General features: G+C 74.0%; 16 protein-coding genes and 1 pseudogene. 14 read left to right on the top strand and 3 right to left on the bottom strand.

All coding sequences use genetic code 11. The features are described from left to right. Window positions 1-141: 141 nt before the first annotated feature. The gene (locus tag ABT299_RS48575; protein ID WP_190868309.1) at window positions 142-786 is read right to left on the bottom strand and encodes a response regulator; all 645 of its coding nucleotides are present in this window, start codon (window positions 784-786) and stop codon (window positions 142-144) included. 21 nt (window positions 787-807) lie between these two features. Next, complete coding sequence (locus tag ABT299_RS48570) at window positions 808-1608, bottom strand: sensor histidine kinase (protein ID WP_190868308.1); 801 nt, start codon at window positions 1606-1608, stop codon at window positions 808-810. Window positions 1609-1852: 244 nt separating this feature from the next. Here ABT299_RS48570 and ABT299_RS48565 point away from each other — a divergent pair, with 244 nt between their 5' ends. Then, on the top strand, window positions 1853-4474 hold the full coding sequence (locus ABT299_RS48565) for a valine--tRNA ligase (RefSeq protein ID WP_500254964.1): 2622 nt from the start codon (window positions 1853-1855) through the stop codon (window positions 4472-4474). Between the two features lie 145 nt (window positions 4475-4619). Next, window positions 4620-5627: a hypothetical protein gene (locus ABT299_RS48560; RefSeq protein WP_433150121.1), complete on the top strand. Its 1008-nt coding sequence runs from the start codon at window positions 4620-4622 to the stop codon at window positions 5625-5627. Here the strand turns inward: ABT299_RS48560 and ABT299_RS48555 are convergent. Next, a complete protein-coding gene (locus ABT299_RS48555) occupies window positions 5584-6810 on the bottom strand; it encodes a hypothetical protein (protein ID WP_500254963.1) in 1227 nt (408 codons plus the stop codon). The genes ABT299_RS48560 and ABT299_RS48555 overlap by 44 nt on opposite strands. Before the next feature lie 150 nt (window positions 6811-6960). On the opposite strand from ABT299_RS48555, the gene ABT299_RS48550 reads away from it, so the two are divergent. The 12 genes and pseudogenes from ABT299_RS48550 to ABT299_RS48495 form a co-directional block, all read left to right on the top strand. Further along, window positions 6961-8331, top strand: coding sequence for a bifunctional folylpolyglutamate synthase/dihydrofolate synthase (locus ABT299_RS48550; protein WP_500254965.1), 1371 nt, complete (start codon window positions 6961-6963; stop codon window positions 8329-8331). A 5-nt stretch (window positions 8332-8336) separates the two neighbouring features. Continuing rightward, on the top strand, window positions 8337-8726 hold the full coding sequence (locus tag ABT299_RS48545; protein WP_190868304.1) for a DUF4233 domain-containing protein: 390 nt from the start codon (window positions 8337-8339) through the stop codon (window positions 8724-8726). Between the two features lie 122 nt (window positions 8727-8848). Beyond that, the gene (locus ABT299_RS48540; protein WP_500254962.1) at window positions 8849-10360 is read left to right on the top strand and encodes a hypothetical protein; all 1512 of its coding nucleotides are present in this window, start codon (window positions 8849-8851) and stop codon (window positions 10358-10360) included. 45 nt (window positions 10361-10405) lie between these two features. Further along, window positions 10406-10816: a nucleoside-diphosphate kinase gene (gene ndk / locus ABT299_RS48535; protein WP_190868302.1), complete on the top strand. Its 411-nt coding sequence runs from the start codon at window positions 10406-10408 to the stop codon at window positions 10814-10816. A 299-nt stretch (window positions 10817-11115) separates the two neighbouring features. Continuing rightward, a complete protein-coding gene (locus ABT299_RS48530) occupies window positions 11116-12150 on the top strand; it encodes a rod shape-determining protein (protein WP_151546476.1) in 1035 nt (344 codons plus the stop codon). Window positions 12151-12187: 37 nt separating this feature from the next. Then, the gene (gene mreC / locus ABT299_RS48525) at window positions 12188-13204 is read left to right on the top strand and encodes a rod shape-determining protein MreC (protein ID WP_500199180.1); all 1017 of its coding nucleotides are present in this window, start codon (window positions 12188-12190) and stop codon (window positions 13202-13204) included. A 1-nt stretch (window position 13205) separates the two neighbouring features. After that, window positions 13206-13805: a rod shape-determining protein MreD gene (gene mreD / locus ABT299_RS48520; RefSeq protein WP_190868300.1), complete on the top strand. Its 600-nt coding sequence runs from the start codon at window positions 13206-13208 to the stop codon at window positions 13803-13805. After that, complete coding sequence (mrdA, locus tag ABT299_RS48515; protein ID WP_190868299.1) at window positions 13802-15874, top strand: penicillin-binding protein 2; 2073 nt, start codon at window positions 13802-13804, stop codon at window positions 15872-15874. Before mreD ends, mrdA begins: the two co-directional genes overlap by 4 nt. An 85-nt stretch (window positions 15875-15959) precedes the next feature. Next, complete coding sequence (gene rodA, locus ABT299_RS48510; protein ID WP_500254961.1) at window positions 15960-17144, top strand: rod shape-determining protein RodA; 1185 nt, start codon at window positions 15960-15962, stop codon at window positions 17142-17144. Window positions 17145-17241: 97 nt separating this feature from the next. Continuing rightward, window positions 17242-19164, top strand: coding sequence for a TIGR03960 family B12-binding radical SAM protein (locus tag ABT299_RS48505; protein WP_500254960.1), 1923 nt, complete (start codon window positions 17242-17244; stop codon window positions 19162-19164). Window positions 19165-19342: 178 nt separating this feature from the next. Further along, window positions 19343-20200, top strand: a complete 858-nt coding sequence (locus ABT299_RS48500) for a TIGR03936 family radical SAM-associated protein (protein ID WP_387031001.1) — start codon at window positions 19343-19345, stop codon at window positions 20198-20200. 206 nt (window positions 20201-20406) lie between these two features. Further along, window positions 20407-21330 (top strand): annotated as a pseudogene (locus ABT299_RS48495) (hypothetical protein); the annotation flags it as partial.

Below are 21330 nucleotides of genomic sequence, written 5' to 3'. Positions count from 1 at the left end.
CACGCGAGCGCGCTATCTGACCGGTGGGGCGAAGCCGAAGGCGAGCCCCACCGGGAAGCTCGCGAAGCGAGTTCGCGCTCGCCCAAGCACGGTCAGCGGGCGAGCCGCCAGGCGAGCCCGCTGGGCCGGGATTGTGGAAACTCAGCCGCCGAGGCCGGCCTCGCGGGCGAGGACGATGGCCTGGGCGCGGTCGGCGACGTGCAGCTTCATGAAGATGTTCGACACGTGGTTGCGGACGGTCTTCTGGCTGAGGAACAGGGTGGCGGCGATCTCGGCGTTGCTGCGGCCCTGCGCGATCAGTTCGAGGACCTCCCGTTCCCGCTCGGTGAGCTGCGGGAACGCGGCCTGGCGGGGGTCGGGCATGTCGGTGAAGTAGGTGAGGACGCGGCGGGCGATCTCGGGCCCGTAGATGGCCTCGCCGGCCGCGACCGCCCGGACGGCGCGGGCGATCTCCTCGGCGCCGGACTCCTTGAGCAGGTAGCCGCGGGCGCCCGCGCGCATCGCGTTGAACACCGAGTCGTCGTCGCGGAACATGGTCAGCACGAGCACCCCGATGCGGGGGCTGGTGCGGGTGATGGTCCGGGTGGCCTCGATGCCGTTGCCGCCGGGCATGTGCAGGTCCATCACGACGACGTCGGGCTGGAGTTCGGCGGCCATCCGCACGGCGTCGGGGCCGCATTCGGCCTCGCCGACGACCTCGACGCCCAGTGCCTGCAGCAGTCCCTTCAGGCCCTGCCGGAACACCGGGTGGTCGTCGGTGATGAGGACCCTGATCGCGTCCGTCATCGGCGGCCTCCGCTCACCTGTTCAGGGGCGCCCGTTCCGGCGTCCGGGCGGAGCATGATGGTACCCGGCGATGCCCGGCGCGGGCAGGGGCAGCCGCGCCGTCACCACGGTCCCGCCGCCGGGGCGGGACGTGACGGTGCAGCCGCCGCCGACCTCCGCCGCCCATTCCTTCATCGCGGCCATGCCGCGGCGCGGCCTCGGGCGGTCGCCGTTGCGGCCGGTGTCGGGCAGCCCGGGGCCGGTGTCGGCGACCATCAGGTGCAGGTCGGTGTCGCGGCGCAGCAGCACCATCGCGGTGCTGTCGGGGGCGTGCAGCCGGACGTTCGTGAGCGCCTCCTGGACGATCCGGTACGCGGCGACCTCGACGGCTGCGGGCAGTTCGGCGGGCCCGCCGTCGAACCGGACGTCGACCCGTTCGGCGCAGCCCTCGGCGAACGACTCGATGGCCGCGACGAGGCCGAGGTCGTCCAGGGCGGGCGGGCGGAGGCCGTGCGCGAGGTCGCGGATCTCGCCGACGGCGGTGGCGAGCCGGTCGCGGACGTCGGCGAGCAGCGGGTCCATCCGCTCGGGCTCGCCGGCGAGGGTGATGCGCGCCGCGTCCAGGGACATGGCGAGGCTGGCGAGGGTGGGGCCGAGCTCGTCGTGCAGGTCGTGGCGGAGCCGGCGGCGCTCCTCCTCCCGGCTGGCGAGGATCCGCTCGCGGGAGCGCTGCAGGTCGTGGGTGAGGCGCAGCAGGTGGGGGATCGCGGCGGCGTGCGCCGCGACGGCTCCCGCGGCGAACGCGCCGGCCAGCACGGCGGTGCGCGCCAGTACCGCTCGCATCCCGTCCCACTCCCTTCGGCCCCGGTTTCGCGGGCGTGTCGGCACCACCCTTTCCGTGGAGGCGACCCGGTGTCAGGTGACCTGTGTCCCGTCCGCGGCGGGAAAACGCTCTCTGGGCCGCTGCGCTGCGGGGCCGGACGGGGCCGGACGGGGCCGGACCGGGTGCGGGGCGGGCGGCGTGGCGGGTGCCCGGCGGTGCGGGGCGGGCCGTGGTACCGCCGCGGCCCCCGTAGAATCGTTGGCCGTGACACAGCCCAGCAGTGAGCGCGGCCAAGGGGCCGCCGCGGACGTCGACCTGCCCACCCAGTACCGACCGGCCGATGTCGAGGGCCGGCTCTACGAGCGGTGGGTATCGGCGGGGCTGTTCACCGCCGACCCGGTCCGCGACCCGTCCCGGCCCGCGTACTCGATCGTGATCCCGCCGCCGAACGTGACCGGTTCGCTGCACATGGGGCACGCCCTCGACCACTCGATCCAGGACACCCTGGTCCGGCGCCGCCGGATGCAGGGGTACGAGACGGCGTGGATCCCCGGCATGGACCACGCGGGCATCGCCACGCAGAACGTCGTGGAGCGGGAGCTGGCCAAGGAGGGCCTGTCCCGGCACGACCTCGGCCGCGAGGCGTTCGTCGACCGGGTGTGGAAGTGGAAGGCCGAGTCCGGCGGCCGGATCCTCGGCCAGATGCGCCGCCTCGGCGACTCCGTCGACTGGACGCGCGAGGCGTTCACGATGGACGACCAGCGCGCCCGCGCCGTCCGGACGATCTTCAAGCGGCTGTTCGACGACGGCCTGATCTACCGGGCCGAGCGCATCATCAACTGGTGCCCGCGCTGCCTCACGGCGCTGTCGGACATCGAGGTCGAGCACGAGGACGTCGACGGCGAGCTGGTCTCGATCCGGTACGGGTCGGGCGACGACGAGATCGTGGTCGCGACGACGCGGGCGGAGACGATGCTCGGCGACACCGCCGTGGCCGTCCACCCCGACGACGAGCGGTACGCGCACATGGTCGGCCGCGAGATCGAGCTGCCGCTGACGGGCCGCCGCATCCCGGTCGTGGCGGACGAGCACGTCGACCCCGCGTTCGGCACCGGCGCCGTCAAGGTGACCCCCGCGCACGACCCGAACGACTTCGAGATCGGCCGCCGGCACTCGCTGCCGTCGATGTCGGTGATGGACGAGCGGGGCGTGGTCACCGCGTCCGGCCCGTTCGAGGGCCTGGACCGGTTCGAGGCGCGCCCGGCGGTCGTCGCGGCGCTGCGCGAGCAGGGCCGGATCGTCAAGGAGGTCCGCCCGTACGAGCACTCGGTCGGGCACTGCCAGCGCTGCTCCACGGTGGTGGAGCCGCGGGTGTCGCTGCAGTGGTTCGTGAAGGTGGAGCCGCTGGCGAAGGCCGCGGGCGACGCGGTGCGCGACGGCCGCGTGGCGATCCACCCGCCGGAGATGGCGTCCCGCTACTTCGAGTGGGTCGACAACATGCACGACTGGTGCATCAGCCGGCAGCTGTGGTGGGGGCACCGCATCCCGGTCTGGTACGGCCCGGACGGCGAGACCGCCTGCCCCGGCCCGGACGAGGAGCCGCCCGCCGGCTGGACGCAGGACGGCGACGTCCTCGACACCTGGTTCTCCTCGGCGCTGTGGCCGTTCTCGACGCTCGGCTGGCCGGACAAGACGCCGGAGCTGGAGCGCTTCTACCCGACGTCGGTGCTGGTCACCGGGTACGACATCCTGTTCTTCTGGGTCGCCCGGATGATGATGTTCGGGCTGTACGCGATGGACGGCGCCGAGCCGTTCAGGACCATCACGCTGCACGGGATGGTCCGCGACCAGCACGGCAAGAAGATGTCGAAGTCGTTCGGCAACGTCGTCGACCCGCTCGACTGGATCGACCGGTACGGCGCGGACGCGACGCGGTTCACGCTGCTGCGCGGCGCGAACCCGGGTGGCGACGTCCCGGTCGCGGAGGAATGGGCGCAGGGCTCGCGCAACTTCTGCAACAAGCTGTGGAACGCGACGCGGTTCGCGCTGATCAACGGTGCGCACGTCCGCGGCGACGTCCCGGCGGAGCTGTCCACGGTGGACGCGTGGATCCTGTCGCGGCTGCACGCGGTCATCGCCGAGGTCGACGCGCAGCTGGAGTCCTATGACTTCGCCAAGGCGTGCGAGACCCTCTACCACTTCGCGTGGGACGAGGTGTGCGACTGGTACGTGGAGCTGGCGAAGGTCCAGCTCGCCGACGAGCGGGCCGACGCGACGCGGCGCGTCCTCGGCGAGGTGCTCGACAGCCTGCTGCGGCTGCTGCACCCGGTGATCCCGTTCGTCACCGAGGAGCTGTGGACGTCCCTGACCGGGGCGGAGACGATCGTGACCGCGCCGTGGCCGGCCGCCGACGCGGGCCGCGCCGACCGGGACGCCGAGACCGTGGTGGAGTCGCTGCAGCGGCTCGTCACCGAGGTCCGCCGGTTCCGCGCCGACCAGGGGCTCAAGCCGGGCCAGAAGGTCGCCGCCGCGCTGGAGTGGGGCGGGTCGCCGCTCGCCGCGCACGAGGAGGGCGTCCGCGCGCTGCTGCGGCTGACCGCGCCCGGCGACGGCTTCGCCGCCACCGCGTCGCTGCCGGTCGAGGGCGTCACGGTCCGGCTGGACACCGCCGGGGTCATCGACGTCGCGGCCGAGCGCAAGCGGCTCGACAAGGACCTCGCGGCGGCGCGCAAGGAGGCCGACCAGGCGCGGCGCAAGCTCGGCAACGAGGCGTTCATGGCGAAGGCGCCCGAGGCCGTCGTCGCCAAGAACCGCGCCCGGCTGGCGCAGGCGGAGGCGGCCATCGCGCGGCTGGAGGCGCAGCTCGGCGCGCTGCCGCCGGCCTGAGCGCGGCGCGTTCGACGGCGGCGGCGCGGCGCCCGCCGCAGGCGGGGCGCCCCGCCTGCGGCGAACGGTCCGCACCGGCCCGGCCGCCCGGTTACGATCCGGGTGATCCGCGGGCTTTCAGGCGTACGGAATCCTCGGGAGAGCAATGGCCGAATCACCTCCCCGCCCCGGCGTGCCGGGCGCGGTGCCGGGCGACGAACCGGGCCGCCAGCAGGTCGTCGAGGACGGCGGGCCGCCCGGGGGGTTCACCGCCGCCCCGGCGCCCTGGGGCTCCTCGCCGCCGTGGTGGTCGGCGGACGCCGCCGACGGGACCGGACCGCAGATGATCGCGAACGGCACCGGGCCGCAGCCGCTCCCGGGCGGGACGGGCGGGCACCGCCTCCCCGTCCCGGCGAACGGCACCGGCGGGCATCCGCTGCCCGGCGGCACGGGCGGGCATCCGCTGCCGAACGGGACGGGTCCGATCGTCCTTCCGGGCGGGACCGGGCCGCACCCGATGCCGGCGCCGCTCGGCGCGGCGGCGCCCGGCGGGGCCGCGCCGGAGCGGGAGCGCAGGCAGGTCTCCGGGCTGCTGCTCGGCGCCGCGGTCGGCGTGGCGCTGGTCGCGGTGCTGATGGTCGGCGTCCTGGCGTTCAAGCCGGACGAACCCGGCGCGGGGAAGGGCGGGAAGGCCGACGCCGTGTCCACCGCGTCCACCCGGCGGATCAACGCCCTGCCGCGCGCCGGGGGGATGACCAAGGACGCCACCGAGCCGGCCGCCAGCGCGGCGTACCCGTTCGTCATGGCGGCCGTGCGGGCCGGCGGCGTCCCCGTGGCCGGGAACGGCGCGGCGGTCTACACCGACCCGCTGGGCCGCACGAACGTGCTGTTCGTGGGTGGGACGGGCGAGGTCGGCGAGCCGGGCGCGTTCCTGCGCAGGCTGCGGCCCAGCACGTTCATCTCCGGCGAGCAGGGCAATCCCGGGCAGAACGGCGGCCGGGCGGAGTGCGGGACGTTCGCGGTGCTCGCCGAGACGCACACGTACTGCGCGTGGGCGACCCGCGACTCCTACGGGGTCGTCGCGTCCGACGTCGCGACCGTGAACCCGGACTTCTCGCTGATGGACGACCTCATGCGCCGGATCCGGAAGGACGTCGAGAAGCCGGCGCGGTAGCCGGCGGGACGAACAGCCGCTCGGTGCCGGCGCCGATCCGGTCGAGGACCAGGCCGGTGAAGTAGACGGTGCCGAGCACGGCCACGCGGTGGCCGAGGGTCGCCAGCGCCTCCGGCGTGACGGCGCCGGACTCGACGACGTCCCAGGACGGCGGCAGGGGCCGGGTGAAGCGCAGGTGCGGCTGCGGGAGCCGGACGTAGGTGACGGGCAGGTCGCCGAGCGCGCGGACGGCCCCGTCGAGGTCCTTGTGGTCGGGCAGGCAGACGACGGCGTGGTCGACCTCGCCCCAGCGGTCGCGGGCGGCGGCGAGCGCGGCGGCGACGCCCGTCCCGTCGACGGCGGAGTCGATCAGCAGCGTCGTGGCCGTCCCGGGCACGGTGTGCCAGGACATCCGGCCGGGCAGCACGACCGTGGACAGCACCCGCCGCAGCGTCTCCGCCGGCGGGTCGCCTCCCGCGAGCCTGCGGGCCGCGGCGACGCCGACCGCGGCGGCGACGCGGCCGAGCCCGGCGGGCAGCAGCCCGGCGGGGACGCCGCCGTCGCCCGCGTACTCCACCGGGCCGAGCACCTCCGCCACGTCCGGGGACTGGGGCGCCGACACGATCCGCGTCCCCGGCCCCGCCACGGCCCGCTTCTCCGCGGCGATCTCGGCGGGCGTGTCGCCGAGCACGCCCGCGTGCTCCAGGAAGACCGGCGTGATCGCGACCACGTCCGGCGGGAACAGCGACACCTCGTCGGACCGTCCGCCCATCCCGGCCTCCAGGACGAGCGCATCCGCGCCCGCGCGGCGCGCGTGCAGCACGCCGGCCAGCGTGAACAGCCCCGACGGCGACAGGTAGCCGTCCTGCGGCGGTCCCAGCTCCGCCATGGCCGCGCCGAGCAGGCCGCCGAGGCGGGCGAGCCCGGCCTCCGGGATCGCGCGGCCGTCGACCCTGATCCGGTCCCGGTTGGTGCGCAGGCCGGGGCTGGTGACGGTGCACACCCGCAGGCCGGAGGCGGCGAGGAACGCGGACGCGTACGTCGCCGCCGTCCCCTTCCCCTTGGAGCCGACGACGGTCAGCACCGGCAGGCCGGGGGACAGGACGTCCAGCGCCTCCGCCAGCTCGCGCGCGCGGGCCAGGCTGCGCGTCTCGCCCGGACGACGCCGCTCCCATTCCCGGAAGAAAACCTCGTCAGCCCGCATGCCTTCCATGCTTCCACTCGGAGCATGGGTCCGCCGGGCGCGCCCCCGGCCGCCACGGGTGCGGACAGGGCGCCCGGCGGCGGCGGATAGGCTCTCATCGTGAGCCAGGCAACCGAGCCGCTCGACTACCGCGGCGCCGTGAACGCGATCATGAGCCGGGGCGTCGAGTGGGAGATCGACCCGACCCTCGACCGGATCCGCGACCTCGTCGACGTCTTGGGCGAGCCGCACCGCGCGTATCCGGTGATCCACGTCGCGGGCACCAACGGCAAGTCCAGCACCGCTCGGCTGATCGAGTCGCTGCTGCACGAGCGCGGCCTGCGCACCGGGCTGTACACCAGCCCCGAGATGACCACGCTGCGCGAGCGGATCGCGATCGACGGGGAGCCGATCAGCGAGGAGCGGTTCGCCGAGGCGTTCCAGGACGTGCTGCCCTACGTGCAGCTGGTCGACGGCAAGCACGAGGTGCGGCTGTCGTTCTTCGAGGTCCTCACGGCGATGGCGTTCGCCGCGTTCGCCGACGCCCCCGTCGACGTGGCGGTGGTCGAGGTCGGCATGGGCGGCACCTGGGACGCCACGAACGTCGCCGACGGCACGGTCGCCGTCGTCACCCCGATCGGCCTGGACCACACCCGCTACCTGGGCGACACCCTCGAGGAGATCGCCGGGGAGAAGGCGGGGATCATCAAGCCGGGCTGCGTGGCGGTGCTGTCCCAGCAGCCCGTCGAGGCGGCCGAGGTGCTGCTGCGGCGGGTCGTGGAGACGGGCGCCGCCGCGGCGCGCGAGGGCATCGAGTACGGCGTGCTGAGCCGGGACGTCGCGGTCGGCGGCCAGATGATCGGCGTGCGCGGCCTGCACGGCACCTATGACGAGATCTTCCTGCCGCTGTTCGGGGAGCACATGGCGAGCAACGCCGCGACCGCGCTGGCGGCCGTCGAGGCGTTCGCCAGCGGCGCGCCGACCAGGGGAGAGGTCGCGCTGGAGGCCGCCACCCGGATCGCGCCCGGCGAGGCGTTCCTCGGCGGCGACGAGGGGCAGCTCGACCCGGCGCTGGTGCGCAGCGGGTTCGGCAAGTCGGCGTCGCCGGGGCGGCTGGAGGTCGTCCGGACGGGCCCGACCGTGCTGCTGGACGCGGCGCACAACCCGGCCGGGATGGCGGCGACCGTCGCGACGGTCACCGAGTCGTTCGGCTTCACCCGGCTCGTCGGCGTGCTCGCCGTCGCCGCGGACAAGGACGTCGCCGGGGTCCTCGACCAGCTCGAACCGGTCGTGGCGGAGCTGGTCGTCACCCGCAACTCCTCGCCGCGGTCGCTGCCGCCCGAGGAGTTGGCGGAGATCGCCGAGGGGATCCTCGGGCCGGAGCGGGTGCACGTCGCCGATCGCCTGGACGACGCGATCGACCAGGCGATCGGCCTCGCCGAGGAGACCGGCGAGTACCGGGGCGCGGGCGTCCTGATCACCGGTTCGGTGGTCACCGCCGGCGACGCCAGGACACTGCTGCGGGTAGAGGGGGGCCGGTGACCGCCATGACCGAGGGCACTGCGCAGGGCGCGACGGAGGGCACCCCGGAGCCGGCCGGGCGGAAGCCCGGCAGCCCGGTGCGGCGGCTGTACGCCACGGTGCTGGCCTGCGAGGCGATCGTGATCGCGCTGGCGATCCCGGTGGCGATCTCGGTGCTGGACGTGTCCGGGACGACGGCCGGGGCGGTGTGCGGCGGCCTCGCGGTGCTGTGCCTGCTGATGGCCGGGCTGCTGCGGTTCCCGTGGTCGTTCGCGGCGGGCTCGGCGCTGCAGGTGGCGATCATCGCGACCGGGTTCATGGTGCCGGCGATGTTCTTCCTCGGCGCGCTGTTCGGGGCGCTCTGGCTGACGGCCTTTTGGATGGGACGCAAGGTGGAGCGGCTCCCGGCGCGCTAAATTCTCGGGGACGGCATCACTTCCTCCGCCGAATCCCTGCGCGTTCCACGCAAACAATTCCGACATTCTTCTTTATTGGGAAATAGTGCGTTCGGTGGGGACGACCTCCGAAGGAGCACGCCGTGCCCTCCCACGCGCACGACCGGCCGGGTGTCCCGCTCCCGGCACCGGACCCTCCCGCCGCCGGCGCCGCGGCGGCACGGCGCCGGGGCGCGGCCCTCGGCGCGTTGCTGACCGCCGTCACCGTGCTCCCCGCCGCGGTGCTGGTCGTGCCCGACGCCACCGCCGGCATCGTCCCCGTGGCCGCGCACGCCCTCGGCCTCGGCGAGGGCCGCGTCCCCGCCCTGCTGCGCGCGACCGGCCTGTCGCTGCCCGCGCTCGCCCTCACTCTCCCGCTCGCCGCCGTCGCCGCCCGCCGCCTCCCCGCGTGGGCGGTCCTCGCGACCGGCCTCGCCGTCCTGCTCGGCGGGCTCGGCGCCGTCCGGTTCGCCGGTTCGGTGCCGGTGGTCGGCGCGGTCCGCGCCGCGCAGGGCGCTGGAGCCGGGATCGCGCTGCCCGCCTCCCTCGTCCTCGTGTGGGAACGGCGGAACGCGGCCCTTTCCGCCTTCTGGGCGGGCGTGCTGGCCGCGTCGCTCCTGATCGCGATGCCGGTGGCACTGCGCGCCGTCCCGCCGCCACGCCCTGGGACCGCGCCGGGCGGCTGGCACGCGGCGCTCGCCCCCTACCCCTGGCTCGCCGGCGCGGCGGCGGCCGCCGCCGTCCTCGGCGTGCTGCTGCGCGGGCGCGTCCCCTGGACGCTGCCGCCGCCGCGCCTCGCCGAACGCGGACGGCTCGCCCTGCCATGCGTTCCCGTGGCGGGCTTCGCGTTCCTCGCCGTCGTCGCCGCGCACGGATGGTCGCCGGGCGCCCGCCTGGTCGTGGCCGCATCCGCGCTCGCCGCGCTCGCCGGGCTCGCGCTCGCGGGCGGCGCCGAGGGCGGCCCCTTCGGCTGCGCGCCCGTCATGGTCGCCACCGGGCTGCTCGCCTACCCGCTCGCGGCGCCGCTGTCCGGTCTCGCCGCCGCGGGCGCCCCCGCGTCCCGCTTCCTGCCGGTCGCCGCCGCTGCGGCGGCGACGGTGACCGGTGCGCTCGCGGCGTCCCGCGCGCGCCCCCGCGCCGCTGTCATGGCCGGCTACGCCCTGATGGCCGCCGGCATCGGCCTGGCGCTCGCCGCAGGCCCCACCGGACGCTGGACGCCGGTCGTCCTGCTCGTCCTGCTCGGCACCGGCGCCGGACTGGCGCTCGCCGCCTCCCTGCGCGACGCGCACGTCGGCGCCGCGCTGTTCGGCCTCTCGCTGTGCTTCCCCGCCGTCCTCGCCGGACAGCTCTGCGTCCTCTCGCTGCAAGCGGACCGGCTGCGGCGAACCCGCGCGCTCACCGGCGCGGGACGCCTCGACGCGCTCGCCGACGGCTACCGCGCCTGGCTCCTCATCGCCGGCGCGGCGGCCGTCCTGCTCGCCGCCCTCACCTTGCGCCTCATCGCCTCCCACGCGCGCGCCGCCGAACGGCACGGCGGCGCCTTCGAACGGGGCGGCAGCACCGCGCTCCGGCACGGCCGCGTCGCCGAATCCGCTCCGGCCCCCGAAGCCGGGTAGGATTCGCGCGCTCACCCAATCTGAATTGCTCAAGGAGAAACACACGTGTCCGAGCGCACTCTCGTCCTGGTCAAGCCCGACGGTGTCCGGCGCGGCGTCGTCGGCGAGGTCATCTCCCGGATCGAGCGCAAGGGCCTGACGCTCGTCGCGCTCGAACTGCGCACGCTCGCCCGCGAGACCGCCGAGACCCACTACGAGGAGCACGCCGACAAGCCGTTCTTCGGCGAGCTGGTCGAGTTCATCACCGGCGGCCCGCTCGTCGCCATGGTCGTCGAGGGCCCGCGCGCCATCGAGGCGTTCCGCGCCCTGGCCGGCGCCACCGACCCGGTCAGCGCCACGCCCGGCACCATCCGCGGCGACTTCGCCCTGGAGATCGGCGAGAACATCGTCCACGGCTCCGACTCCACCTACTCCGCCGAGCGCGAGATCAAGCTCTTCTTCCCCGAGCTCGGCTGAATTCCCCCGGGGGGCGACCCCTGGAACCCCGTCACGGCCGGCAGACCGTTTCCCGCCGCGCAGCCGCTCCGCGCGAAACGGCCCACCGGCCGCGGGCATGCCCGTGCCCGTGGGACGGGTCGCGCACGACACGCGGGCCGGAGGTTTCCGGCCCGCGTGCTTTAGCTAAAAGCGGGCTGCTCAGGACCCGTTTTTTGGGCGACGCGCGGAGCGGGGGCGACTGCCTGCGAGCGCGCCCGCACGTTACGATGGACGCGCCGCTATACACGCCCGACAATCATGAAGGGCTCCCTTTCTTCATGGGTAACAAGCTGTCGTTTCTCGGCCGTGACATGGCGGTCGACCTTGGTACCGCCAACACGCTCGTGTACGTGCGGGGGCGCGGCATCGTCCTCAACGAGCCGTCCGTGGTCGCGATCAACACCAACACCGGCAAGATCGTCGCGGTGGGCATCGAGGCCAAGCGGATGATCGGCCGCACGCCCGGCAACATCGTGGCGGTCCGCCCGCTCAAGGACGGTGTCATCGCCGACTTCGACGTCACCGAGCGGATGCTCCGGTACTTCATCCAGAAGGTCCACAAACGCCGGCACTTCGCCAAGCCGCGCATCGTGGTGGCCGTGCCGAGCGGGATCACCGGGGTGGAGCAGCGCGCCGTCAAGGACGCCGGCTACCAGGCCGGGGCCCGCCGCGTGTACATCATCGAGGAGCCCATGGCCGCCGCGATCGGCGCCGGACTGCCCGTCTACGAGCCGACCGGCAACATGGTGGTCGACATCGGCGGCGGCACCACCGAGGTCGCGATCATCTCGCTCGGCGGCATCGTGACGAGCCAGTCGGTGCGGGTCGGCGGCGACGAGCTGGACCAGGCGGTCATCTCCTTCTCCAAGAAGGAGTACTCGCTGATGCTCGGGGAAAGGACCGCCGAGGAGATCAAGATGGCGATCGGGTCCGCCTATCCCGGCGGCGACGAGGAGCCGCACGCCGAGATCCGCGGCCGCGACCTCGTCAGCGGGCTGCCCAAGACCGTCGTGATCTCCGCCGAGGAGGTCAGGCGGGCGATCGAGGAACCGGTCAACGCCGTCGTGGACGCGGTGAAGACCACGCTCGACAAGTGCCCGCCGGAGCTCTCCGGCGACATCATGGACCGCGGGATCGCCCTGACGGGCGGCGGCGCGCTGCTGAAGAACCTGGACGAGCGGCTCCGCGAGGAGACCGGCATGCCGATCCACCTGGTGGACAACCCGCTCGACTCGGTCGTGCTCGGCACCGGCAAGTGCGTCGAGGACTTCGAGTCGCTCCGGCAGGTCCTCGTGCCGGAGTCGCGGCACTGAACTCCCGGCGGCGACCAGAGAATCCGGAGGTCGGTGGGTGAAGGACACCCGGCGCACCCGCGCGGTCCTCGGCGTGCTGCTCGTCGCGGCCCTCGCGATGATCACCGTGGACTACCGCGGCGGGGACCACTCGCCGCTCAGCGGGCTGAGGAGCCTCGGCGCGACCGTGTTCGGGCCGGTGGAGCGGGCGTCGGCGTCGGTGGTGCGGCCCGTCGGCAACACCTTCGGCGCGATCACCGACGCGCCCGGCGAGAAGCGCCGCGCCGACCGGCTCGCCCGCGACAACCAGCGGCTGCGCGAGCAGCTGCGCTCCACCCGGCTGGACCAGGGCCGCTCCGCGCAGCTGCAGCGGCTGCTCGGCACCGCCGGGATGGGCGGCTACAAGATCCTCGCCGCGCAGGTGATCTCCGCCGGCCAGGGCTTCGAGGACACCGTCACCATCGACGCGGGCAGCAGCAGCGGCGTCCGCCCCGACATGACCGTGATGAGCGCGGACGGGCTCGTCGGCCGGGTCACCCGGGTCGGCCCCGCCACCGCGACCGTGCTGCTCGCCACCGACCAGACCTCCTCCGTCGGGTCCCGCCTGGAGGACTCCAAGGAGATCGGCATCGTGCAGGGCGCCGGGCGGCGCGGCCTCGGCGGCGGCGCCACCCCGCTGCGCTTCCAACTGCTGGACGCCAGCGCGCCGATGCGGGTCGGGCAGCGGCTCGTCACGCTCGGCTCGCAGGGCGAGCGCCCGTACGTGCCGGGCGTCCCGATCGGCACCGTGGAGCGCATCGACGCCGCGTCCGGCGGGCTGACCCGCACCGCCTACGTCAAGCCGTTCGTCCACTTCACCAGCCTCGACGTGGTCGCCGTGGTGGTGGCCCCGCCGAAGACCGACCCGCGCGACGCGGTGCTGCCCGCGAGACCCAGCCCCCCGCCCTCGCCGAGCCCGAGCGCGACGCCGTCCCCCAGCGGCTCGCCCGGCAAGAAGAAGAAGGGCAAGAAGGGACCCAAGACCGAAGCGGACGGCACCGCCACCCCGTCCGCGAACCCGAGCTCGGGGGGATGACGTGCTGAACCCACCGGAGACGTCGCAGACGGGCCGCGTCCTCACCACCGTGCTGGTGATCGTGGCCGTGCTGGTCCTGCAGGTGTCGGTGGCCAACCGGCTGCCGCTGCCCGGCGGGGTGCAGCCCGACCTGGTGCTGCTGGCGGTGGTGGCGCTCGCGCTCGTCTTCGGCTCGATGACCGGCATGGTCACCGGGTTCCTCGCGGGCCTCGCCGCCGACATCATCCCGCCCGCCGACCACACCATCGGCCGGTACGCGCTCGTCTACTGCCTCATCGGCTACCTGTGCGGCATCGCGTCCGCCGAGATGGACCGGCAGACGGTCGTGCCGTTCTTCGCGGTCGCCGCCGGCGCCCTCGCGGGCACGGTCCTGTACGCGGTCACCGGCATGATCCTCGGCGATCCGCGCGCCCAGTGGGACACCGTGTCGAGCATGGTGCCGCTGCAGGTCGGCTACGACGTGGTCGCCAGCCCGTTCGTCGTCTGGGCGGTGCTGCGCGTCACCCGGAGGTACGAGCGCGGCGAACGCTCCCGCGGGGACCGCCTGTCGGTGCCCGCCGCCCGCTACCGCGCGATGTCGGGGCGGGGCGGCGGCCTGTGAATCCCAGAACGCACTTCCGCCTCGTCGTCCTGTACGTGCTCGTCGGGCTGCTGCTGCTGATCCTGATGGGCCGGCTCTGGTCCATGCAGATCCTCGACGGCTCGCACTACCAGCAGCTCGCCGACCAGAACCGCACCCGCGACATCGTCGTCCCGGCCGTCCGCGGCATGATCCTGGACGACCGCGGGATCCCGCTCGTCCGCAACCGCAGCGCACTCGTGGTGTCGGTGGACCGCACGACGCTGTCGCGGCAGAAGGACGGCGGCAAGACCGTGATGGACCGGCTCGCCGGCGTCCTCGGCACCACCTACCAGGACGTCGCGAACCGCATCCGGCTGTGCGGCCCCGGCATCAAGCGGCCGTGCTGGCCGGGCTCGCCGTACCAGCCGATCCCCGTCGAGGACCACGTCGACCCGAAGCGCGCCCTCCAGATCATGGAGCGGCAGGAGGACTTCCCCGGCGTGACCGCGCAGGTCCAGGCCGTCCGCGACTACCCGCGGCCCGAGGGCGCGGCCGCCGCGCAGGTGCTCGGCTACCTGCAGCCGATCACCCAGGAGGAGCTCGACAAGCGCAAGGGCCTGAAGGTCACCGGCTACAGCGGCGTCGACCTGATCGGCCGCGCCGGGCTGGAAGCCCAGTACGACGCGGCGCTGCGCGGGGAGCCCGGGTTCCGCCGCGTGCTCGTCGACAGCCAGGGCCGCGTCACCGGCACCGCCGAGGAGAAGTCGGCCGTACCGGGCGGCAACCTCGTCACCAGCATCGACGCGGGCGTGCAGGGCGCCGCGGAGAAGGCCCTCAAGCACGCGATCGAGAACGGCCGCAAGGGCGGCCACCCGTCCGACGCGGGCGCCGCCGTGGTGATGGACGTGCAGACCGGCCGGATGGTCGCGATGGCCAGCTACCCCACCTACGACCCCAGCATCTGGACCGGCGGCATCTCCCAGGACGAGTACGACGCGCTGCTCGGCAAGAAGAAGGGCGAGCCGCTGATCTCGCGGGTCACCCAGGGCCAGTTCGCGCCGGGCTCCACCTTCAAGGTCTCGTCGGTGGCGGCGGCGGTCAGCGACGGCTACCCGCTGAACGGCACCTACCAGTGCCCCGGGTCGTTCGACGTCGGCAGCCGCGCGTTCCACAACTTCGAGGGCGAGGCGCTCGGCTCGATGAGCCTGCACACCGCGCTGGTGAAGTCGTGCGACACGGTGTTCTACAAGTTCGCGTACGAGGAGTGGCTCCGCGACGGCGGCATGCACCCGAAGAAGAACCCGTCGGACCCGATGGTGAAGATGGCCCGCAACTACGGGTTCGGCAAGCCCACCGGGATCGACCTGCCGAGCGAGTCGAGCGGCCGCATCCCCGACCGCGGGTGGAAGAAGGACTACTGGGACGCCACCAAGAAGGGCGACTGCAAGGCGGCCAAGACGGGCTTCCCCGACGTGCAGAAGACCGACCCCGCGCGCGCCGCGTACCTGAAGGCTGTCGCGGCGGAGAACTGCGTCGACGGCTACGTGTGGCGCGCCGGTGACGCCGCGAACTTCTCCGTCGGCCAGGGCGACGTGCTGGTCACGCCGTTGCAGCTCGTCCGCGCATACGCGGCGGTCGCCAACGGCGGCAAGCTGTTCACGCCGCGCCTCGGCCTCGCGGTGATGCGCCCGGACGGCGGCATCGAGCGCCGGATCACCGCGCCGCCGCCGACGAAGCTGCCCGTCGACCCGAAGGTGCTGGCCTACATCCGGAGCGGCCTCGCGGGCGTCACCAAGAGCGGCACCGCCGCCGGGGCGTTCAACGGCTTCGACTTCAAGACGGTCGACGTGGCCGGCAAGACCGGTACCGCCGAGGTCTACGGCAAGGACGACAACTCGTGGTTCGCCTCGTTCGGCCCGGTGAAGCACCCGCGCTACGCGGTGATCGTCATGGTCGCCCAGGGCGGGCAGGGCGCCGTGACGGCGGCCCCGGCGGTCCGGGAGATCTGGGAGGCCATGTACGGGACGAAGAAGCAGAAGCCGCTGCTGACGGACGGGAAGCTGCCGTCCGACCTGCCGAAGGCGCCCGTCCAGGGGACCGCGCCGTGACCGCCGCGCCGACCGCCGTGACCGCTGCGGGCGCCGCGATCCACGTGGGCGCGTGGCGATGCGCGCCGCCGATCGGAGCGGGACGATGCTGAACAGCACGGGGGCCGGGTCGGTCGGCGGGTACGGCGACCGGAGCCTGTGGCAGGGGCGCCTCGCCGGGCTGCGGAAGCTGGACTGGCCGCTGACCGTCACGGTGCTGGTCCTGTCGGTGGTCGGGGCGCTGCTGGTGCGGTCCGCGACGTTCCAGCTGGCGGCGGAGCACGGCGACGACCCCGAGGGGTTCCTGAAGCGGCACATCCTGAACCTGCTCATCGGGTTCGTGCTGGGCGGCGTCGTCACCGTGCTGGACTACCGGCTGCTGCGCGCCTACGTCCCGATCCTGTACGCGCTGGCGTGCGTCGGCCTGCTGGCGGTGCTGACCCCGCTCGGCTCCACGATCAACGGGTCGCACTCGTGGATCGTCGTCGGCGGCGGGTTCCAGATCCAGCCGTCGGAGTTCGCGAAGGTCGGCCTGGTGGTGCTGCTGGCGATGATCCTGGGCGAGCCGCGGGACGGCGAGATCGGCCCGGGCCGCCGGGACGTGCTGCTCGCGCTGGCGCTCGCCGGGGTGCCCGGCGTCCTGATCATGCTGCAGCCCGACCTCGGCACCACGCTGGTGTTCATCGCGGTCGTGCTGGGCATGCTCGCGGTCTCCGGGGCGCAGAAGCGCTGGCTGGTCGGGCTCTTCGCGGGCGGGGCGGCCGCCGGTGCCGCGGTGTTCTTCTTCGGGCTGCTGAAGAAGTACCAGATCGACCGGTTCACCGCGTTCCTGGACCCGTCCGCGGACCCGCGCGGCGCCGGCTACAACGCCCAGCAGGCGCGGATCGCGATCGGCTCGGGCGGGCCGTTCGGCAAGGGCCTGTTCAACGGCCAGCAGACCGGCGGGCATTTCGTGCCCGAGCAGCAGACCGACTTCATCTTCACCGTCGCGGGGGAGGAGCTCGGCTTCGTCGGCGCCGCCGTGATCGTCCTGCTGCTCGGCGTCGTGCTGTGGCGCGGGCTGCGGATCGCGTCCCAGGCCGCCGACCTGTTCGGCACGCTGGTGGCGACCGGGGTGGTGTGCTGGCTGGCGTTCCAGACGTTCGAGAACGTCGGCATGACGCTCGGCATCATGCCGATCACCGGCCTGCCGCTGCCGTTCGTGTCCTACGGCGGTTCCGCGACGTTCGCGAACATGATCGCCTTCGGGCTGCTGCAGGCCGTGCACATCCGCCGCCGCCCGTTCGACTGACGCCCTCCGGCCGACGCCGTCCGATGGAGACCGTTCGACTGGGGCGCGGCGGTAGGCTGGGCCCTCATCCCCTGAACGCAGCACGGAGGACACCGCCATGCCTGTCGAGTCGCTCTTCCCGCGCCTGGAGCCGCTGCTCCCGAGCGTGCAGAAGCCGATTCAGTACGTCGGCGGTGAGCTGAACTCGCAGGTCAAGGACTGGGACGGCGCCGACGTCCGGTGGGCGCTGATGTACCCGGACGCCTACGAGGTCGGGCTGCCGAACCAGGGCGTCCAGATCCTCTACGAGATCCTGAACGAGCGCGAGGGCGTGCTGGCGGAGCGGACCTACTCGGTCTGGCCCGACATGGAGGCCGTCATGCGCGAGCACGGCATCCCGCAGTTCACCGTGGACGCGCACCGGCCGGTCGCCGCGTTCGACGTGTTCGGGGTGTCGTTCTCCACCGAGCTGGGCTACACCAACCTGCTGACGGCGCTGGACCTCGCGGGCATCCCGCTGGACGCGGCGGACCGCACCGACGAGCACCCGATCGTGGTCGCGGGCGGGCACGCCGCGTTCAACCCCGAGCCGATCGCCGACTTCGTCGACGCCGCGGTGCTCGGCGACGGCGAGGAGATCGCGCTGGCGATCACCGAGGTCGTCCGGGAGTGGAAGGGCGAGGGGTCGCCCGGCGGCCGCGACGAGCTGCTGATGCGGCTCGCGGCGTCCGGCGGGGTGTACGTGCCGCGCTTCTACGACGTGACGTACCTGCCCGACGGGCGGATCCAGCGGGTCGCGCCGAACCGTCCGGGCGTGCCGTGGCGGATCGAGAAGCACACCGTCATGGACCTCGACCAGTGGCCGTACCCGAAGAAGCCGCTGGTGCCGCTGGCGGAGACGGTGCACGAGCGGTTCAGCGTGGAGATCTTCCGGGGCTGCACCCGCGGCTGCCGGTTCTGCCAGGCCGGGATGATCACCCGTCCGGTGCGGGAGCGGTCGATCACCACGATCGGCGAGATGGTCGACCAGGGGCTGAAGGAGTCGGGCTTCCAGGAGGTCGGGCTGCTCAGCCTGTCCAGCGCCGACCACAGCGAGATCGGCGACGTCGCCAAGGGCCTCGCCGACCGCTACGAGGGCACCAACACCTCGCTGTCGCTGCCGTCCACCCGCGTGGACGCCTTCAACATCACGCTCGCCAACGAGTTCTCCCGCGGCGGCCGCCGCTCCGGCCTGACGTTCGCGCCGGAGGGCGGCTCCGAGCGGATGCGCAAGGTGATCAACAAGATGGTCACCGAGGACGACCTGATCCGCACCGTCACCACCGCGTACGAGAACGGCTGGCGGCAGGTCAAGCTGTACTTCATGTGCGGGCTGCCCACCGAGGAGGACGAGGACGTCCTCGCGATCGCGGGCATGGCCAAGCGGGTGATCCAGGCGGGCCGCGAGGCGACCGGCCGCAAGGACATCCGCTGCACGGTGTCGATCGGCGGGTTCGTGCCGAAGCCGCACACCCCGTTCCAGTGGGCCGCGCAGTGCGACCACGAGACCGTCGACCGCCGCCTCAAGGCCCTCAAGGACGAGCTGCGCGGCGACAAGGAGTACGGCCGCGCGATCGGCCTGCGCTACCACGACGGCCAGCCGTCCATCGTCGAGGGCCTGCTGTCGCGCGGCGACCGCCGCGTCGGCAAGGTCATCCGCGCGGTGTGGGAGGACGGCGGCCGCTTCGACGGCTGGAGCGAGCACTTCTCCTACGAGCGCTGGACGGCCTGCGCGGAGAAGGCCTTCGCCGGCGAGCCCGTGGACGTCGACTGGTACACCGTCCGGGAGCGCGACGAGGTCGAGGTGCTGCCCTGGGACCACCTCGACGCGGGCCTGGACCGCGAGTGGCTCTGGCAGGACTGGCAGGACGCCGTCGACGAGACCGAGGTCGAGGACTGCCGCTGGACGCCGTGCTACGACTGCGGCGTGTGCCCGACCATGGGCACGGAGATCCAGATCGGCCCGACGGGCCGGAAGCTGCTTCCGCTTTCGGTCGTCTGACATCGCGCGCCGCGGCCGCGAATCGCCCGTGGAATCGGGCTTTTCGGGTCCGCGGCCTGCGCGGGGGCGGCCGTCCGGGGGACGGGCCCGGCACAACGATGCCCGCCGCCCCGTACTCTATAGAGAGACCTTGTTTTTCGACTCGACGCGAGTAGGAAGGACCAGAACCCTGGCACCCATGCCGGAGGGACCGGCGCCGGCCCCCGTGATCCAGCGCCTGCGCGTGCGCTATGCGAAGCGCGGCAGGCTGCGGTTCACGAGCCACCGCGACATTTCCCGGGCCGTGGAACGCGCCGTGCGGCGCGCCGGGATCCCTGTCGCGTTCAGCGGCGGATTCACCCCCCACCCGAAGATCTCGTACGCGGGTGCGGCGGCGACTGGGGTTGCCAGTGAGGCGGAGTACCTCGAGATCGGGCTGACCGAGACCCGCGACCCTGCGCGGGTGCAGGCCGATCTCGACGCGGCCCTGCCCCCCGGGCTCGACATCGTGGATGTCGTGCCGGCCGGGCCGGGACGCGCCGGCGACGCGCAGGCCAAGCCGGCCGCGCTCGCCGATCGGCTCGAGGCGTCCGAATGGCGGATCCGGTTGGACGGGGTGGCGCAGGACGCCGCCGCCGCTGCCGTGGCCGCCTTCATGGCCGCCGGGAACATCGAGGTCGAGCGCCTCACCAAGAAGGGGCGGCGCCGGTTCGACGTGCGCGCTGCCGTGTCCTCCTGTGAGCTGGACCGGCGCGCCGCGGAGGCGGCGGATGCCCCTTGTGCGATACTTCGAATGGTTGTTCGGCATTCCACACCGGCCGTACGACCCGACGACATCCTCACCGGACTGCGCCAGGTCGCCGACCTCGCGCCGCCGTCACCGCCACTGGTGACCAGGCTGGCGCAGGGGCCCCTGGACGCGGCCACCGGTGGCCTCGCGGATCCTCTGGATCCGGACCGGGAGACCGGCCTGCCGTCCGGCGACGAAGCCGGGACGGCCGGCGGCGCGCGGTCGCGCCCCGGGGACCCCGCGAGCGTGGATGCCGTCAGCGCCTGATCGTGAGACCGAAGCCGTGGCGACACGGAACCGGTCCCGCAGGGGACGGCGGGCGCACCCCCGACGACTTCGTCGTCACGACCGGACGACCGTCCGGCGGTGACGACGCCGATGACTGACGGAGCGCTCCTGCGCGGCGCACCGCACGGACCGCCCCCTGGCGGAACGAGCGGTCGCGCCCGGGAGCCTGACGGGAGATTGCCCGGATGCTTGATAACGAAGCCGATGCGGCCAACGCCGAAGGCACTGACGAAGAGACCACCGCGACCGCGACCGGAGACGGCGGCGAGAACGGCGCCGCCGCGGGCGTGACGTCCCGCCCGCGCCGCCGGGCCAGCCGCCCGGCCGGCCCGCCGCCGGACGTCGAGGACGCGCCCGCGGCCGAGCCCCCCGCCGCCGCGGAGCCCGAGGCGGCCGCCGAGCCCGCCGCCGAGGCCGCCGAGCCGCCCGCGAAGAAGACGACCCGGTCCCGCACCCGCACCCGCGCCGCGAAGGCCCCCGAGACCGCCGAGCCGGTGCCGCCGACGGGCGCCGAGACCTCCCCGGAGATCACCGAGGAGCCCGCCCCGGCCGCCGCCGAGACCGCCGAGCCGGCCGGGACGCCCGCCGAGCCCGAGAAGCCCGCGGAGCCCGCGCGCCGCACCCGCACCCGCCGCCGTACCGCGGCCGCCCAGGACGAGACCGCCGCGCCGCCCGCGGCCCCGACGGTGCCCCCGGTGCCGTCCGTGCCGGAGGTGCCCTCCGTTCCCGTCGCCGGCGCCGAGCCGGAGGCCGGCCAGGTGTCGGAGGCCGAGCCCGCCAGCGGCGTCGGCGTCCCCGGCGTGACGTTCCAGCCGCCCATGGTCGTCTTCCAGCCGCCGCAGCCGACGGCCGAGCCGTCCGCGCGCCAGAAGGACGAGGCGAAGCCCGAGCCGTCCGACCGCGACCGTGATCGCGACCGCGACCATGAGGCCGCCGAGGACGAGGCCGAGGGCGACCACGGCCCCTCCGACGAGGACGAGTCCGAGGACCGGCCGTCCCGCCGCCGCCGTCGCCGGGGCGGGCGCGGCGGGGGCGCCGGCGGGCACGTGGGGGGCCAGGCCGGGGGGGGCGGGGGGGCCCAGGGCGCCCGGGGGAGGGTAGAGGGGACC

This window comes from Spirillospora sp. NPDC000708, assembly GCF_040299565.1.
In the GTDB taxonomy this organism is placed as follows: Bacteria; Actinomycetota; Actinomycetes; order Streptosporangiales; family Streptosporangiaceae; genus Spirillospora.
The sequence above is the reverse complement of the archived record's forward strand: the minus strand, read 5'-3'. Positions and strand labels throughout refer to the sequence as shown.

What these genes read in the sequence shown, in the direction of transcription:
- ABT299_RS48545 (WP_190868304.1), top strand. Translation starts at nt 8,337, where the DNA reads ATGACCGAGGGCACTGCGCAGGGCGCGACGGAGGGCACCCCGGAGCCG.
- ABT299_RS48575 (WP_190868309.1), bottom strand. Translation starts at nt 786, where the DNA reads ATGACGGACGCGATCAGGGTCCTCATCACCGACGACCACCCGGTGTTC.
- ABT299_RS48560 (WP_433150121.1), top strand. Translation starts at nt 4,620, where the DNA reads ATGGCCGAATCACCTCCCCGCCCCGGCGTGCCGGGCGCGGTGCCGGGC.
- ABT299_RS48550 (WP_500254965.1), top strand. Translation starts at nt 6,961, where the DNA reads ATGAGCCGGGGCGTCGAGTGGGAGATCGACCCGACCCTCGACCGGATC.
- rodA (WP_500254961.1), top strand. Translation starts at nt 15,960, where the DNA reads ATGCTGAACAGCACGGGGGCCGGGTCGGTCGGCGGGTACGGCGACCGG.
- ABT299_RS48505 (WP_500254960.1), top strand. Translation starts at nt 17,242, where the DNA reads ATGCCTGTCGAGTCGCTCTTCCCGCGCCTGGAGCCGCTGCTCCCGAGC.
- ABT299_RS48570 (WP_190868308.1), bottom strand. Translation starts at nt 1,608, where the DNA reads ATGCGAGCGGTACTGGCGCGCACCGCCGTGCTGGCCGGCGCGTTCGCC.
- ABT299_RS48530 (WP_151546476.1), top strand. Translation starts at nt 11,116, where the DNA reads ATGGGTAACAAGCTGTCGTTTCTCGGCCGTGACATGGCGGTCGACCTT.
- ABT299_RS48555 (WP_500254963.1), bottom strand. Translation starts at nt 6,810, where the DNA reads ATGCGGGCTGACGAGGTTTTCTTCCGGGAATGGGAGCGGCGTCGTCCG.
- ABT299_RS48500 (WP_387031001.1), top strand. Translation starts at nt 19,343, where the DNA reads ATGCCGGAGGGACCGGCGCCGGCCCCCGTGATCCAGCGCCTGCGCGTG.